Origin of the sequence: Nocardia sp. AB354 (assembly GCF_049538315.1) — a bacterium.
GTDB lineage: Bacteria > Actinomycetota > Actinomycetes > Mycobacteriales > Mycobacteriaceae > Nocardia > Nocardia nova.
The window spans coordinates 21,007-36,400 of record NZ_JBMVFU010000010.1 but is presented as its reverse complement, the minus strand read 5'-3'; the positions used below and the strand labels follow the sequence as shown (position 1 = coordinate 36,400).

At 65.5% G+C, this 15,394-nt stretch carries 15 protein-coding genes; 5 read left to right on the top strand and 10 right to left on the bottom strand.

The genetic code is table 11. From position 1 onward, the window contains the following. Positions 1-49: 49 nt before the first annotated feature. Entirely contained in the window at positions 50-898 is an 849-nt protein-coding gene (locus tag ACPCUW_RS16315) for a family 43 glycosylhydrolase (RefSeq protein WP_423425708.1), read from the bottom strand. A 375-nt stretch (positions 899-1,273) separates the two neighbouring features. On the opposite strand from ACPCUW_RS16315, the gene ACPCUW_RS16310 reads away from it, so the two are divergent. Continuing rightward, entirely contained in the window at positions 1,274-2,065 is a 792-nt protein-coding gene (locus ACPCUW_RS16310; RefSeq protein ID WP_423425706.1) for an alpha/beta fold hydrolase, read from the top strand. Between the two features lie 135 nt (positions 2,066-2,200). Here the strand turns inward: ACPCUW_RS16310 and ACPCUW_RS16305 are convergent, their stop codons facing one another. Next, the gene (locus ACPCUW_RS16305; RefSeq protein WP_063011656.1) at positions 2,201-2,491 is read right to left on the bottom strand and encodes a DUF427 domain-containing protein; all 291 of its coding nucleotides are present in this window, start codon (positions 2,489-2,491) and stop codon (positions 2,201-2,203) included. Positions 2,492-2,732: 241 nt separating this feature from the next. Between ACPCUW_RS16305 and ACPCUW_RS16300 the strand changes: the two genes are divergently transcribed. Further along, positions 2,733-3,092 (top strand): hypothetical protein, encoded by a 360-nt coding sequence (locus ACPCUW_RS16300; RefSeq protein WP_423425705.1) that lies wholly within the window; start codon positions 2,733-2,735, stop codon positions 3,090-3,092. Positions 3,093-3,141: 49 nt separating this feature from the next. Here the strand turns inward: ACPCUW_RS16300 and ACPCUW_RS16295 are convergent, their stop codons facing one another. From ACPCUW_RS16295 to ACPCUW_RS16270, 6 genes are all read right to left on the bottom strand, one after another. Continuing rightward, positions 3,142-3,618, bottom strand: a complete 477-nt coding sequence (locus ACPCUW_RS16295; RefSeq protein ID WP_423425703.1) for a hypothetical protein — start codon at positions 3,616-3,618, stop codon at positions 3,142-3,144. Between the two features lie 404 nt (positions 3,619-4,022). After that, positions 4,023-5,294, bottom strand: coding sequence for a PucR family transcriptional regulator (locus ACPCUW_RS16290; protein ID WP_423425702.1), 1,272 nt, complete (start codon positions 5,292-5,294; stop codon positions 4,023-4,025). 259 nt (positions 5,295-5,553) lie between these two features. After that, the gene (locus tag ACPCUW_RS16285) at positions 5,554-6,168 is read right to left on the bottom strand and encodes a hypothetical protein (protein WP_423425700.1); all 615 of its coding nucleotides are present in this window, start codon (positions 6,166-6,168) and stop codon (positions 5,554-5,556) included. 371 nt (positions 6,169-6,539) lie between these two features. Continuing rightward, complete coding sequence (locus ACPCUW_RS16280) at positions 6,540-7,985, bottom strand: lipase family protein (protein ID WP_423425699.1); 1,446 nt, start codon at positions 7,983-7,985, stop codon at positions 6,540-6,542. A 359-nt stretch (positions 7,986-8,344) separates the two neighbouring features. Beyond that, a complete protein-coding gene (locus ACPCUW_RS16275) occupies positions 8,345-8,842 on the bottom strand; it encodes a hypothetical protein (RefSeq protein WP_423425697.1) in 498 nt (165 codons plus the stop codon). 193 nt (positions 8,843-9,035) lie between these two features. Further along, on the bottom strand, positions 9,036-10,079 hold the full coding sequence (locus tag ACPCUW_RS16270; RefSeq protein WP_063011646.1) for a YdcF family protein: 1,044 nt from the start codon (positions 10,077-10,079) through the stop codon (positions 9,036-9,038). 500 nt (positions 10,080-10,579) lie between these two features. On the opposite strand from ACPCUW_RS16270, the gene ACPCUW_RS16265 reads away from it, so the two are divergent. Both ACPCUW_RS16265 and ACPCUW_RS16260 read left to right on the top strand, forming a co-directional pair. After that, positions 10,580-11,212: a hypothetical protein gene (locus tag ACPCUW_RS16265; RefSeq protein WP_423425696.1), complete on the top strand. Its 633-nt coding sequence runs from the start codon at positions 10,580-10,582 to the stop codon at positions 11,210-11,212. Positions 11,213-11,356: 144 nt separating this feature from the next. Beyond that, the gene (locus tag ACPCUW_RS16260) at positions 11,357-11,920 is read left to right on the top strand and encodes a dihydrofolate reductase family protein (RefSeq protein WP_064902201.1); all 564 of its coding nucleotides are present in this window, start codon (positions 11,357-11,359) and stop codon (positions 11,918-11,920) included. Positions 11,921-11,969: 49 nt separating this feature from the next. Here the strand turns inward: ACPCUW_RS16260 and ACPCUW_RS16255 are convergent, their stop codons facing one another. After that, positions 11,970-12,977: an RNA polymerase subunit sigma-70 gene (locus ACPCUW_RS16255; protein ID WP_063011785.1), complete on the bottom strand. Its 1,008-nt coding sequence runs from the start codon at positions 12,975-12,977 to the stop codon at positions 11,970-11,972. A 603-nt stretch (positions 12,978-13,580) separates the two neighbouring features. Then, positions 13,581-14,564: a serine/threonine-protein kinase gene (locus ACPCUW_RS16250; protein ID WP_423425693.1), complete on the bottom strand. Its 984-nt coding sequence runs from the start codon at positions 14,562-14,564 to the stop codon at positions 13,581-13,583. 435 nt (positions 14,565-14,999) lie between these two features. Between ACPCUW_RS16250 and ACPCUW_RS16245 the strand changes: the two genes are divergently transcribed. Next, positions 15,000-15,368, top strand: a complete 369-nt coding sequence (locus ACPCUW_RS16245; protein ID WP_423425691.1) for a VOC family protein — start codon at positions 15,000-15,002, stop codon at positions 15,366-15,368. Positions 15,369-15,394: the final 26 nt, after the last annotated feature.

Genomic DNA, 15,394 nt, shown 5'->3' with positions numbered 1-15,394 from the left:
CCGCCTCCGGGCCGCGCTCGCACCACTAGAGATATCACTCGGGCACGGTCTACGGTGCGGTTCTGCCGATCTCGAGGGAAGCCAGCGACACTCCGCCCTGACCCCAGCCGCAACTGGTGATCCACAGATCGCCGTCGTCGATCACCTCGGCGGCATGCGCGGCGATGTGGCCGACACGGTCGTCGATCCGGAAGTGGTAGGGACTGTCGCCGCGGAACACGTCGGTGCCGACGTAATCGGGTCGCGGGCCGATGAACAGATACCAGGATCCGTTGTGGGACAACACGAACGGTGATTCGGTATTGCCGGCCTCGGTGCCCGACGTGGGGTCGGTGAACGCGATGTGCCGCTCGCTCCAGGTGCGCAGGTCTGTACTCGTGCGGTATGCGACCACGTAGTTGCCGCCCGTCGGCGAACTCGTCGCGGCGTAGTACATCACCCAGCGGCCGTCGATCCACCCGACCATGGGATCGCGGGCGTCGTACCCGTCGCTAAACACCGGCCCGGTCGGTTCGCGGGTCCACTCGAACAGGTCGTCGGAGGTGGCCACACAGATCGCCGCCGCGGTGCGGTCGTCACCACCGCCCGCGTAGAACATGTGGTAGCGGCCGTCGGCGCGGATCACGTACGGCGCCCACAGGTGCGTCTCGCCGTAGTCGCGGTCCACCACCAGAGCCGACGGGTGTTTGGTCCACGGGCCCTGCAGATCGTCGGCACTGGCGTGGGCGAATTCGATCTCGTCGAACGGATCCGCCGGTTCGGGATGGGTGATGCCGAACAGGTGCCAGCGGCCCGATTCGTCGCGAATGATGGTGTGGTCGTTGATGTACCACCGCTGCGACTCGCCGGCGCTCGGGTCGTAGATCGCGTGGAAACGCCCGGCTCGAACGCTCACCATCCGGCGTGCCGATCGCCCCGGACGAGCAGGCTCGGTGGCGGTCCTACTCGACATTCGATCTCGGTCATCTGTCACCGCTCTCCTCCGTCGCGTTCGCCGTACCGGGTGTGACGCTGCCGGGGACGCCTACTGCGGATCGGCTCGCAGGCCGGTGAACGACCGTCTCGGCATCCCATGACACGGTAGATGACACCGCGATGTAGAGCGGCCACATCGCGCTGCACTGCGCCGGCAAGATTCACCACCCACTCGCAGCCGGCCTCACCCCGATCACCCGGCGTCGACCACGAATCCCTGCGTGTAGCGGAATCGGCGGCACCATCCCCATCGGTGGGGACAATCTCGGTATCGCCGCTTCCGAATAGACTGCGCCGCATGCGGACAGCGATGACGCTCGACAGCGGCCAAGTCGTCAGTTATGTCGACCACGGCGGTTCCGGCCCCGCCGTACTGCTGTTGCACAGCTACCTGATGGACGCGGACATGTTCGCCCCGCAGATACGTTCGCTCGGCCAGTCCTACCGGTTGATCGCCATGGATGAGCGCGGCCACGGCGAAACGCCCGCCGACGGCCCCTTCACCTATTGGGACGTGGCCCGCGACGCACTCGGATTGCTCGACCACCTCGGAATCGCCCGGTGCGCGGTGCTGGGTACGAGTCAGGGCGGATTCATCGGTTTGCGGATGGCCCTCCTGGCACCGGACCGGGTGGCCGCGCTCGTGTTGCTCGGAACGTCGGGCGCCGCCGAGGACCCGCAGGTCGCCGACGCCTACCGGCAGGCCACTGCGGCATGGCGGGAACTCGGTCCGACGCAGGACCTGCTCGACATGAACGCCGCCATCTGCCTGGGCCGGCACGACGCAACCGAGTGGCAGGCCAAGTGGCGCAAGCTTTCCGGAGATCACATCGACCGCGTCCTGACCCCACTGGTCGAGCGGGACAGCATCCTCGACCGAGCTTCCGAGATCGACTGCCCCGCCTTGGTCCTGCACGGGTCGGCGGACGCCGCCTATCCGGTCGATCGGGCCGTCGAGTTGGCCGCGGCATTGCCCGACGCCGGACCGCCGGTGATCGTCGACGGCGGCGCGCACTTCCTCTCGCTCACCGATGCGGACGCCGTGGAACCGCACCTGCTGGAATTCCTGTCGAAGTCGCTACCCGGGTGATCCCGAGCCTCCGTTGACCCGCGCAGCAGCCGGCGCGACCGGTTGCGTTGCCGATCATGGACCTGTCTCGCTTACCGGCCCCGGAAGCGACTCTCTGCGCGTCCCCGCAACATCAGTGCCGGCGGACGAGGTGGCTCACTCGTGGATGGAGACCTTGTTCTTGTAGAAGGCGACGTGACCTTCTATGTTGGCCGCCGCCCGTTTCGCCTCGGGGTAGTACCACGCGGCGTCGACGAGGGGATTTCCGTCACCGACATCCACGGTGTAATAGCTCGCACGACCCTTCCACGGGCAGATCGTGTGCGTCTCGGTGGGCGTGAAGTACTCCTTCTTGATCGCTTCCGGCGGGAAGTAGATATTGCCCTCCACTGTTTCGTAGTGGTCGGACTCCGCGATGGTGACACCGTTGACCGTTGCCTTTGCCATGCGTCTATTCTGCCTCGATCGGCGAGCGGGTCCCAGCGGCGACCAGCTGCGGGAGGAGATCGTGGTAGACCCGGCGAGCCGGGCCCCGGCGGCGTCGACAATACGAACTCGGTGTTCGCGGAGACCGATGCCGACGGAACGACCACGCTGTCGGCGAAGGACGACCGGCGGTACAGGGGCGGCGCGGGACCGTCCACCACGCGGCGAGGCCAATTCTGTTGGCGCACTCTACGATCGGCCGGTGACGCTTTCCCCCGCCGATCTGATCGGCTATGTCGACGGTGGCCTCGATGCCGATCTGGGCCGCTGGTTCCCCGACGCCGAACCCGTCGTGGTGCCGGATCGAACCCGTTCGGTCACATCGTTTCTCGCGCGCCTGGCCCCGACGGACGGGGCCGCGCTCGCCGCGCTGGATGCCCGGGTGCGCTCGGGGGTCATGCCACCGTTCCTCGACATGTTCGTCTGGTCGTTCCTGCGCTACCGCGCGGTGCGCGCGGGCCGCCTCGATGTCGACGCTGTGGAGGCCGATTTCCGTGCCCTCGGCCAGGACGGCGCACTGGAACCGCAGCTCGGCCTGTTGCGCCTCATGTCGCGATCGTGATTCGACGCGGTCGAGTAGCTGCCCGTGCGGGCCGGCGGAACCGTGCCGGTCACGGCCGTGCGGTGTGGTCCGGTCGCCCGCGGGTGCGACGCTGTTCCTTCATCTCCGCTTCGAAGACGTGGCGCCGGCCTTCGACTAGCTGATCGCGCACCGTGCGTTCCATGTCGGCGAATGCCGCGTAATACCCGTCGTCGTATTCCTCCACGATCTGAAATGTCCATCGCCCCGACAGCACGTTGCGACCGATCAACTCGCTTCGCACCCGCTCCGCCAAGTCCGGGCGGCCCGCGGCGACGAGCTGATCGACAGCGCTGTCCAACAGCAGATCGGCACGACCGGTCAGGCGGTGAAACGCGTACAAATTCCCACGCGCCTGTTCGATCGTCTCCAGCGCTTCGGACAAGGTCCCGGCCGCCCGGACCGCGTCGTCGCCGGCATCACCGGGACGACGATGCCGGGCCGCGGGCTGCTCCTCGGTGTCCAGGCCGCTGTCCGCGACCTCTTTTATGTCGGTGTCGTTGGTCATGCAGTGGCTGTACCCACGCACATTATTTCGATGCACAATCGATGCATCCAGTTTTCGGCCCTCCGACGGCGGAGTATCGACCACACCTGAAACGGGCATTCGAGGGGGCGCGGGCTCTCAGGATCACGTCCATCGCCGTTGTCGGCACCGTGGGTGTGGCGGAATGAGTTTGGTCCAGAAATCGTGGCGAACCGCGTCCCATAGCGTGTTCATTTCCGGAAATAGTTCCCGCGCTTGCGCGAGATCCGGAAATTCCTCGGGGCCGAAAGAGACGATCGGCGTGGCGCCGGACGCCTCGTGCACGGCCACGATCGAGATCAGGTGGCTCTGGAACAGCGACCATGTCGCCCGCAATCCGTCGGCTTCGGTTCTTCGGGTGTCATCCATTGTTGTTCCCACGGTGCTCAGGTGCGATAAGTGTGGGCAACCAATGCCGAACGCAGGTGCCACAGCCCGCTCGCCTGGGTGGTATCGAACCCCGTGAGCTGCCCGATCCGCTTGAGCCGGTAGTCCACGGTGTTGATGTGTACGTTCAGTAGCCGCGCGGTGCGTTGGCGGTTCATGTTGTGCGTGATGTGGACCTGCAATGTCTCCAGCAGTTCGGGATGCTCGTCCAGTGGATCGAGTAGCGACCCGAGATGTTCGCGGCCGGGGCCGGGGCGGGTGAGCTGATATTCCAGAGCCAGGTCCTCGAAGTGATACAGGCCCGGCATCGATCCCAGCCGGGAGACGACGTCGAGCAGTTCGTGGGCTTGATCCGCGGCAGTGGGCAGGGTGTCGGTAGAGGCGGTGACCATAGTGGCGGTGATGGGCACGCGCGCCGCCCGCGACAGATGTCCGATGAGATCTTCGAGGGCGCTCTCGGTGATGTGATCGGCGGGGATGAGCAGGGTGCCGCCGTCGATCGACAGCAATGACAGCACGGTGTCGTCGCAGCGGAGGGCCAGCTCTGCCTGCAGGCGCCGGAGCTTGCGCCGGGCGACGACCTTCGCGTCCAGCATCGGGTTGGATTCGTCCGGGTGGGAAGGAATAGCGAGTGCCAATACGCGATAGCGGTCGGCGATGTCGATGCCACACTCACGGGCCATCGTGGATGTGGGGTGTCCGCCGAGCAGTGCCGAGGTGAGCGTGTGCACCGCGGTGTGGTGCTCCGACACGACCGCGCGCAGTTCGCGTACATAGGCCACCGAGACCGCCGTGGTCATGGTGTCGAGCATCTCGACGACGAGTTTGGCGGCATCGAGAATGCTCTCGTAGTCGGCAGTGCTGAGAGCGCGCATCGGATCGATGTCGGCCGTGCCGGAGGCACGCTGTTTGGCCAAGGCGGTGGACACCACCAGGTCGAAGCCGATCTTGAAGCCTTCGTGGATGGCGTGGTGAATCGTCCCAATGGGCACGCCCTCGCGAGCCCATTGACACGCGGCGTCCTCGAGCCGGCCGGTCTTCTCCGGGATGTTGCTGCCGTCCAGCATGCTGACTGCCAGCTCCAAGCACACGCGGGTGATGGTGGTGATGTCGCCGTGGATCGCATCACCCGGCAAGGTGCCGCAGGGGGCGACGGTTTCGACGAAATGCCTGACCATCTGCCGTGACAGGGCCCGCACGTCTTTCAACGGCAACGACATGGGGCGCCCGGATATGGTGAGGCCTTGCTGGTATGGAGAGGTGGCAGACATGGTCGAACTCCTTCCCTCCCCGTCAACTTGTGCTATTGCGCCAGCGTAGCCAGCACAAGATTCGGGAGGAAGGATTACTCGACGTCACGTGATGTTTGGGATCGTCAGCCGGCAGGCGATAGTGGTAAACCACAATCAGGTCGGCTGGACTGCGACCTTGCCGCCGAACGCCATGCCCGGCGATTCGATCGTCCCGGAAAACTGGGCCGCAACTCTCGAAATCCGACCGGATCTCCGCGCAACTCCCACAGCAGAGGCGTCACAGCCCGAATTCATGGTCGGACAGGACATCCTGGAATCGCCTCGCATACGCTTCGCGAAGCGGCTGCGACTCCGCCAGCAGGGCGCCGAGGCGGTCGGGAGCGATCGGCTCGGTAAGGCCGTCCACCGCTCGCAGGTCGCTGATCTGTCTCGCAGTCTCGAGCTCGGCGAGCTCCCAGGAGCTGGGGGGCCGGGGATCGTCTTGCAGCATTCCTGCCAGGGAGTAGCAGGCGACCAGGACGTCGAAGCATCGCGAATCGCCGGCATCCGGCTCGTTCCACGTCCTCACGACGTAATCCGCTATCGAGACCACATCGATGTACCAGGCCCCGACACCGTCGGGCTCCTCGAAAGGCAGATCGTCAGCGCCGAGAATGTCGCGGAATCGCGTGGCGAGGAGCTCCGGGCAGATCCGCGGTGGGGCACCGACCGCCCGAGCGCGACAGTATTCGAGCGAGTCGTCGATGAGCCGGCAGAGTCCGGCGACCTCGCGGTCGGCCCGATCGGTGGCGGCGAGAACGGCCGCCCGATTCAGGCACAGGGTAGCGACCAGCGCGCGCTGGAACGCATCGGCCCGCTCCACCGAATCTCGCACGAGATCGTCGTCGAACATGCCAAACATCTCCCACGCTTGTCCGATCGTTCCCGCACCCGGATCCGATCTACGACGTCGCCCCGAGGGCACCCGCAAAGATACTCGGCCACAGCGAATTTCGTGAGCCCGTAGACGAGGATCAAAGTGCCGAACAGCACGACACTCATGCACCACGCCTGCGGCAGGTGGTTGTCCCGGCTGAACCACCGTTTTTCACGGCGGGGCAAGCGTTCTCGTTCCACGGTGAGTGCCGAGCGGAAGCCGCCCAGAGCGCTGCGAGGCAGGAATCTTCAGATTGACTCGCCGAACCAGGTACTTGCCGGATCTTCGGGTGTGGCCACGCGGACGTGGTGGCCGCGGTTGTGCTCGACATAGAAATGCATTACGAGCTACCTCCCGGGGCATTCACTCGGTGCCGGTTCGCCGCGCAGCCGACCGTCTATCCATTCGCTGAGGCCCGGATAGCTGGTGACGTAACTGCTCAGGTGTTCGCCGGGCACTGTGCGGAAAACGGCCGGAACGCCGCGGCTGCATTGTTCACCGTACATACGCTGAGCGTCCTCCAGGGGAATCCAGGGATCCCACGCACCGTGATAGATATACAGCGGCACACCCGACGTCCGGTCGGACAGATCCAGTTGGCGAAACAGATTGTCGGCCATCGGACTGTCGAGTGGGTTGCTGATATTCGTCGCCACATCCATCGGAATACCGACGACGCCGAGCGGTCCATCGGCGTCACCACACAGATCCCGCGTCGGGGATGTCGTCACCCACTGCGCGAGATGATTCATGTACTGGAGCACCTCCGGATGCTCACGCGCTATCGCCGTCGACACCGACAACAGAATGCCGGAGGCGATCCCGCCGTTGAAACGGTGGGCGATATCCCGGTAGTCGGCCGCCAGTCCCCCCGAGGCCACGCCCACCAGAACGTCCGACAGATCCGGCGCGTACTCACTCTGCAACATCGCGGTGGCATACGCGGCGATCGCTCCGCCCGAGTAGCCCTCGACCACATAACGACTGTTACCGAACTCCGGCAGGGCATTACGCACGGCGCGAATCGAATCGAGCATCATGTGCCCGGCCACATTCGTCTCGCCGTACGCCATCAGCGGGCCCTCATGGTCGGGCAGGAGAACCGCATGCCCTTTGTTCAGGGCCGACCAGATAGCCGGCAGAAACCAGACGAGATCGGTGTTGGTTCGATCGAGTATGCCGTGCGACAACTGATAGCCCGGCGTGCAGTGCAACCCGAGTGCGTTGATCGGCATCGCGTCCACCTCCACCGGACGGGGCCCCGGACCGTTCCACGACGCCGCCGGGACGATCAATGTAGCGGTGCCGAAGGAGGGCGTGCCCGTCGCCGAGGTCGAGCGAAACTTCAATAGCACCGCCCGCTCGATCGGCGCCGCCATATGCTGCGCTGTCGTCGCCGTCACGTCACGCGACTCGAAGATCTGCCCCGGCTCCAGCGCGGCCAGATTCGCAGGCCAGGCATCGAAGGTCTGATCCCCGGTCGGCGACGACAAAATCGCCCGCCACAACGCCGCCTGCTGATCAGCGGCGGACTGCTCGGGGCCGGCGGTCAACTGCGGCGGTTTTATGTTCTGGTCGATCCAGTTCTGCATTGGGGAGGGCGGGGGATTTCCGGGCGATGACTGCGTGATCGGCCCAATGGGCGGGCCTTCGTCCGCCCGAGCAGACTGTTCGCCCAAACACGCACTGGCGACGAGAACAGTGACCACAGCTGCCAGAAACCCTCTCACAAGCGACATCCTTTGTTCGGACGAAACTGCCGGGAGTCTCCCCTGCCGGGGGGGTTGCGCCAAGCGACTTTAGCAAGCGTCCGCGATCCTGACCACGAAAGCGGGTTGCGAAATCGACACATAATTCGTGGTCGCGCAAATATCGGTGCTTTGTGCGCGAAACCGTGGCTGAAGTGCGACGGAACTACTCGACGGCGGCTGATGAGTGGCGGCGCCGACGGTTGTGAAAAATCTCGATGTCGTCGAGGATTGCGTTCACGAATCGAGGCGAATCGTGCATTTCTGGCGGTCGAGTAGTTCGATATGCGTCGAAAAACATAACGATTCCGTCATCGCGTCCGGACCGTCGCCAACGATGCCGACCAACGCGGCAGAGGGCTCCTCGCCGACAACCCGCGAGGTGAACCGACTCGCCGTAGCGATTATTGCGGCCGTGATTCCCGAGGCTGGTCCTCGGCTCTGCGCACGCCGCCGTGATGTCCTCCCTCGGCCCCTTCGTCGGCGCCCTCGACTTCGGGTGCCTGCGATGCCGGTTGCTCCTCGGCCGGGGAGGCGGTGGCCCCGCCGGAAGTCTGGTCAGGCGCAGGGGATTTGAAATTCGGGTCGGCCACCGGACGTGTCGCGCCGGCTGTCCTGGCGCCGCTCCCCGCTCCGCCGGTGCCGGTTACCTCTTCCGCGCTCGTCCGGCGGCCCTCATAGGGCGGCACGGCCGATTCAGCGTCGCCAGGTGGACGCGTCCCGGTCGTGGCGACGTCGTCTTCGGACTGGTTCTGATCACGGGCTGACGTGACTTCTTCTTGGTCGAACGCGCCGGCCGGGCGATCGGTCGGGCCGCCGCCCGGCGCATCCGACCCGGTGTCTCGCGAGCCTTTGGCTCCCCGCTGCGATTGAGGCTCTTCGGACAGATGTTCGCTGGACATAGCTCCATCGTCTCCTCGAGTGAGCGCTGGATTATATACTCTGCGTTCAAGCCTGGTGCCCGATTCCACTGCAGTCAAGCAAACTCGTGGGCCGCACCACTCACGAACAACAGCAAACGCACAGGTCACACCGGTTCACCGGGCAGAACTGGCCAGTCATCTCACCCGTCCGGCGTGAAGCACGGCCCGATGTTCAGGGCAGGACCATCACGGCCAGCAGGACGACCAGAAGCGAGACCGCGACCGTGATGTGGCTGCGTCGGTAATGGGTCGCCAATACCGCGACGAATTCGCGCAAGAAGGCGGCGGGCAGAAAATAGGCGGCGGTCCGAGACCCCAGGACCTGGGCATCGATGCCGAGGCGGCGGGTCAGCCCGGCCGTCCGGAGAACGTGAAAGTTACTGGTTACCACCGTGATTCGGAGCTGCTCCGGATCGATACCGCGCCGGTTCAGTTCGCGCAGGCAATTACGCAGATTCTCGGCGGTATTGCGCGAGTGCCGTTCTCGGACGATGGCGTGTCCGCTGACGCCGCGGGCGGTGAGGTAGCGCGCCATCGCGTCGGCTTCGGTCGTCGCCTCGTCGGGCCCCTGTCCACCGCAGGTGACCAGGACCGGCTGGCGTCCGGACCGCAGCGCTGTGCGGTAGGCGTCGATACCGCGGTCCAGTCGCGCGGCCAGCAGCGGCGTGACCGATCTGCGATTCAGGCCGCAACCGAGAATCACGACCGCATCGGCTTCGGGACGAGCCGCCAGACTGCCGTAGATCAGTGCGTAGCCGCCGAACGCGATCAGATGCGCCACGAAATAGACCGCGACCGCGGCGACCAGAACGATGGACTGAATGGCCCAGCCCGGCATCGCCGGACCGGACGCGACCGTGACGACCGCGGCCACCGCGCCGATCAAGCCGGCCCCGAGCACGACCGGCAACGCGGTGGTCGCGGCGATCCCCTCCCGTGACATCAGCTCGATTCCGTTGACCAGCAACGCGATACCGGCCACGGCGAACGGAGCCGTGAGTACTACGACCACCCCGAACGACGAAGGCGCGTCGGGGCCGAGTCCGACGACCGCGGTCGCGCCGCCGACGCCCAGCAGCGTGACCGCCGCCAGCAGGACGAATCCTGTCGAGAGCCGGCGGGGCTCCAAGGCCACGCGGATCGCCGCGATGAATGCCAGGACCGCCCCACTCGCCACCAGAAGCCCGCCGATCGACAGGTACGTCGCCGTCTGCATCCGCCCGAGACTCCTTCCGGCCCCTGCCGGGCCGCCGCGCCGAAGACACTACGAAGTCGTCGGCGCGACGAGAAATCCGCGGCGACCGGTCGACGTACCCACGATTTCCCATTCCAGAGCGCCGGAAACAGACCAGTGGCGCGGCCCCTTCCCCGCCACTCCGCCGACATCGAGATACGGGCGAGTTGGCTTGTGGACCATGGGTTTCCGCGTGTACACGACACGTGCCCCACACTTTCGAATCGCGCTGGCCGATCTGGCCCGCGAAGCGGCGACGCCGCCCAGATGGCTGCCTCGCGCGGAAACCAGAACCGCTACGCGACAGCCCACGCGTTGGACCGGCTGTGTACACGAATCGACACAAAGCAAAATAGGCGGAATCGCGAAATAGGCGGCGCGGGTGGATGTTCGCCGAGGAAGAGGAGTCTGTCTTTGTCAGTGCGGCATGGAACTATCCGCGATGGATCGACAAGCTATGAAACACGGATAGGCCGAACTCGATGACGCTGACACGCAATGACGCATTGGCGCTACTCACAGACTCGCTCTCGACGCGACGACGACGCGGCGCAAAACGGCTGCGCGCGCTCGCAGACCCGACAACAGCGGCTCGAGTCCGCACCGCGCTCGAACACGAAGTGCTGGACAAACGCACCTGGGAAACGCAGTACCAATTGATCATGGCACTGGGTACGACCGGCAGCGGCGCGGATGTCGAGCTATTGAAAAAACTGGCGCTGCAACCACGATCGGCAACCACGGTCAACGCTGCACTCGGCGACGCCGTCGTCCGCCTGGGCCGCGACGCCGACAACGACCCTGCTCCCGCCCTGTGGTGCCTGCAACAAGATGTCGAGCTTCTCGCCGACGGCGCGCTGCGGGCGGTCGCGATGCTCCGACTGAAATTCCCCGACTACGCGGTCGACGCCGTCCCCGACTACGCCGAGGCCAATTTCCACGATCTCAACCACAAGTTCCTGGCGTACTGGCCGGCGGTCGCGGCAGCCGGTTGGTCCGGGCCTCGTGTGCGGATGTTTCTGACCCGATGTTCGCAAGACAGCCGCGAGATCATCGCCGAAGCCGCAACGGACGCCCTGAACGGTTGTTACGGAAACTATATGAGCGTGCTGTAACCGGCGTGGTGCTCGAGCTCAACGGAGTGCGTCGGCTGAGTCGGTTGTGCGAGGACCACATGCGGTCGCAGATCGTGCGTAGATTAGGTTTTCGCGGCGCGGCAGTCTGTACGTGTGAGATCGACTCACGAGAGGCTGGCAACAATGCGGAAAATAGTCTTCGGCATGAACGTGACACTGGACGGCTACATCGCCGCGCCTGGCGACGACATCGGCTGGAGCGAGCCGAGCGACGAACGGTTCCAGTGGTGGCTCGGCCAGGAGCGAGCGCACGAGGTGTCGCTGTACGGGCGCAAGCTGTGGGAGACCATGAGCTCCTACTGGCCGACCGGTGACCAGCAGCCCGACGCCACCCCGGCGCAGATCGAGTTCGCGCGGAACTGGCGGGACACGCCGAAGGTGGTGTTCTCCTCGACGATCGACAAAGTCGACTGGAACACCCGCCTGGTCACCGGCGACGCGGTCGCCGAAATCACCCGGCTCAAGGCCGAGGGCGGCGGCACGATGGGCATCGGCGGCGCGACGCTCGCCGAGGCGGCCATGCGTGCCGGGCTGATCGACGAGTACGCGATCGTCACCCATCCGGTCCTGGTGGGCGGCGGCACATCGTTCTTCCCGGCGCTGGACAGCTGGGTGAACCTGAATCTGGTGGAAACGCGGACGTTTCCCGGCGGCGTGGTGCTGACCCGATACGAGACGAGGCGATGAGTACGGACCAGAGTGAGGTATTGACCGACTCGCTGGAGATACCTCGGGATCACAGTGTCGGGGGCAGGCCCAGCCATGGTTTGTCGGTGGCGTCGAATCCGGTGAGCGCAGCGATCTTCCCGTCGGCGATGTGCAGGACCGCGATGTTCAACAGCCGGTACTCCGGGTCGTCGGGGGTGCGGAGGTAAAGCACGGCGGCAGGCATTCGATTGACTGTCGTGGCGATACAGCGCCAGTCGTCGTAGCCGCGCTGGAAAAGCCCACCGGAGACCCAGCCGTCCACCGCGTCCTGAGCCCCGATGATCACGGTGCCCGGATCGGGCAGCATCGCGAAGCGCAGGTCGTCGCGCAGCAGGGACATCAATCCGTCGAGGTCGTTGCGCTCATGGGCGTCGATGTAGGACTTCACCACGCCGCGCTCGTCATCCGACAGCTCGTGAGTGGCAGGGCTCCGCCAGTCGAGGCGGCGGCCGGGCAGTTGCTCGCGCATCGTCACACGCGCCCGCTGTAGTGCGCTGGTCACCGATGCGACGGTCAGCTCGAGGGCTTCGGCGGCCTTCGGCGCCGGCAAGCCGAGGACGTCGCGCAGGATGAACACCGCCCGCTGCCGCGGCGGCAGGTGCTGCACGGCGACGATGAACGCCAGCTCGATCGTCTCCCGCGCCACGACCGAATCCTGCGGGTCGTCGGGAAGCATCCGGTCGGGGTACGGCTGCAGGTACAGCACCTCGGAGCCGGGGTCCGACAGCCCGTACGGTACGGGTGTCCGGTCGTTGCGCTTCTCCAGGAAGTCGAGGCAGGCGTTGGTCGCGATCCGGTACAACCAGGTCCGCAGCGTGGCGTGGCCTTGGAACGACTCCCGCTTGTTCCACGCTCGCAGAAACGTCTCCTGCGTCAAGTCCCGGGCGTCCTCGTAGTTCGCGAGCATCCGGTAGCAGTGCACCTGCAGCTCACGCCGGTGGCGCTCGGTGATGTCCGCGAACCGCGCCGTGTCGCCCGAGCGGGCTGCCTCGATGAACGTGGCCTCATCGGCGCCCAGCGCTCCGGCGTCGGTCATGGTCATCAATCCTTCCACTGTTGCGAGGGGCTATCAGAGCTGACGACGTAGCGGAGGATTTCTGATCGGTGACGTGGTGTTTGCGTGTGTCGGGCGTGCGTGCGGTGCGGCGGAGCCGCCATGTCGGCAGGTCCGCTACCCGGCCGGCAGTGGTGTCGGCGAAGGAGTGGTGGACACGGTGGATACTGGAAGCCACAGCGGCAGTGAGGTTTTCGTGCCGAATTGCCGAAGAGCTTCTTCGGTGATGGCGGCCCCACAATTCGAACCTGTCGGGAGCGTGCGGAGGCGTCGAACACCTCGTGCAATGCGACTGCGACGGCGGCGAGGCTGGTGGCGATGCGGCACACCGCCGTCTGGTTTCACCGATCGGGCGCCTGCCGGACCGCGAAATCACGGATCCGCAGGTCACGCTGCTTCGCCGGACAAAACCACGTCGCCGGAGCAAGCGCTGGCTCACTTTCCAGTGGCGCCCGGGGCTCTGTGAGCAGAATGCAAAAGCCGATATAGCTGCCCGTCATCCAGATGTCGATGAGCACGGCGATGCCGATCGGACCGCCGCTGGTATGCGTGAGGGAGTCGTCGAATCGCCCGCGCGCGGCGGGATCAGCGGTACCCCGACCTACCGCTATGCAGCCCCGGAACCGGCTTGGCGCCCGGTCGCCTTTCCTTTGTCCGTCCGAGTGTGGAGTTCAGCAGGTGCGGTCGGGTGAGTGCGGCTTTCAGACGGTTCAGGACGGGAGCGAGGGGACTGGGATCGATGTGCTGGAGTACTTCGGTAAGCAGGTGTATGGGTTCGCTGCACGAGTCGTAACGGGCGCCGGGATCCTTGTCGAGTGACCGGTGCAGGATCGGGTCGACTTCGGGCGGGATCCAGGGTTGACGTTCGGAAATCTCCGGCGGTGGTTCGCGCAGTTGCGCCTGGGCGGTGGCTTTGAGGTTCTCGCGAGGGAACGGCGGACGGCCGGTGAGCAACTCGATGGCCGAGCAGATCAGGGCGTACTGGTCGGTCGCTGGGGATATCGCGTCCGCCCGCAGCAGTTCGGGTGCGGCATACGGTACCGACACGACGACGAAACCATTGGTGGCCAGGGGCGGTTCGGGCCGGTGCAGCCACCGGCCCTGATCGAAGTCGGAGATTTTCACTGTAGATGCGCCGAACAGCACGTTCGCCGGTTTCACGTCGAGATGGACCACCCCCTCGGCGTGCGCATAATCCAATCCAGCGGCCACGTTTGCCAGCACGTGCAGCACCCGCCGCAGATCCGGGCGTTGGTGCGGCATCCGAACCAGCTTCGCCACGGTCGCGCCGCGAACGTACTCGCGGGCGGACCAGAGCTTGCCGTCGGTTTCACCGTGTCGATACATCCGCACGATGTTCGGGTGCCGCAGCGCGGACAGAATTTCGAACTCGTGCACGAATCGTGCCCGTGCCTCGGGCGACCGGCTGTCGTCCGGTCCCAGAATCTTCAGTGACACAGGCCGCGATGCTTCCGGATCCTCGGCCAGATACACCGCGCTGCTGCCGCCGTGCCCGAGCCGGGCTTTCACAACGAATCCCGCGAACTGGTCACCTGGCGCGAGCGGCATCGTCCCACGATAAGCGCTCTCCCTTGGGGCGTTGTTCTCACCGATGCGGAGCCGGCGTCGTGATACGGGACGCTACATGGTGAAAGGCTCCGAGAGCCGAAACGGCCACGGCACGGGCCTCGAGCGGGGTCAATTGCATTCCCGCGCGGTGAGATTCGCGGGTCGCTGTAACCGGCCGCAGAACCGGCATGCCGACAGCGACATGAAGACACAACCGCGCTTGTCGCTGTCACGAAAAGCGGCTACGGGGTAAACCGTTTCTTCGCTGGCGGATGTCGCGAAGGATCCGGCATACGCGGTCAGTACACGGGCGTCGGCGGACCGCTTGCGGCCGCCGCCGATCCCGCGCGCGGCCAGTGTCGCGTTTTTGCAATCGCCTTCGGCGCCGGTATTGCAGTCTGACTGACAGTAATTTTGTTGCGGAGAGGAAACCCCATGGCCGTTGCCACGTTGAAAATGCTCACCCTGGACAGTGCCGACGCACGGCGAGACGCCGAGTTCTGGGCCGCGGCGCTCGGTTGGAAGATCGCGCACGCGCAGGACGAGTACGCCATGCTCACAGGCCCCGATCACGCGCTCGGATTCGGCACGATCCCCGACTATCAGGCGCCGACCTGGCCGAACGAGAACGGCACCAAGCAGTTCCATCTGGATTTGGCGGTCGAAGACCTCAAGATCGCCAGTAAGCAACTGGTCGAACTGGGCGCCACGGTGCCGGAGTTTCAGCCCGGTGAGAGCTGGCGGGTATTGCTCGATCCGAGCGGCCACCCGTTCTGCCTCACCCTGGCTGCCAACTGGGGGTAGTCCACGGCCGCGCAGTTTGGGCGCGG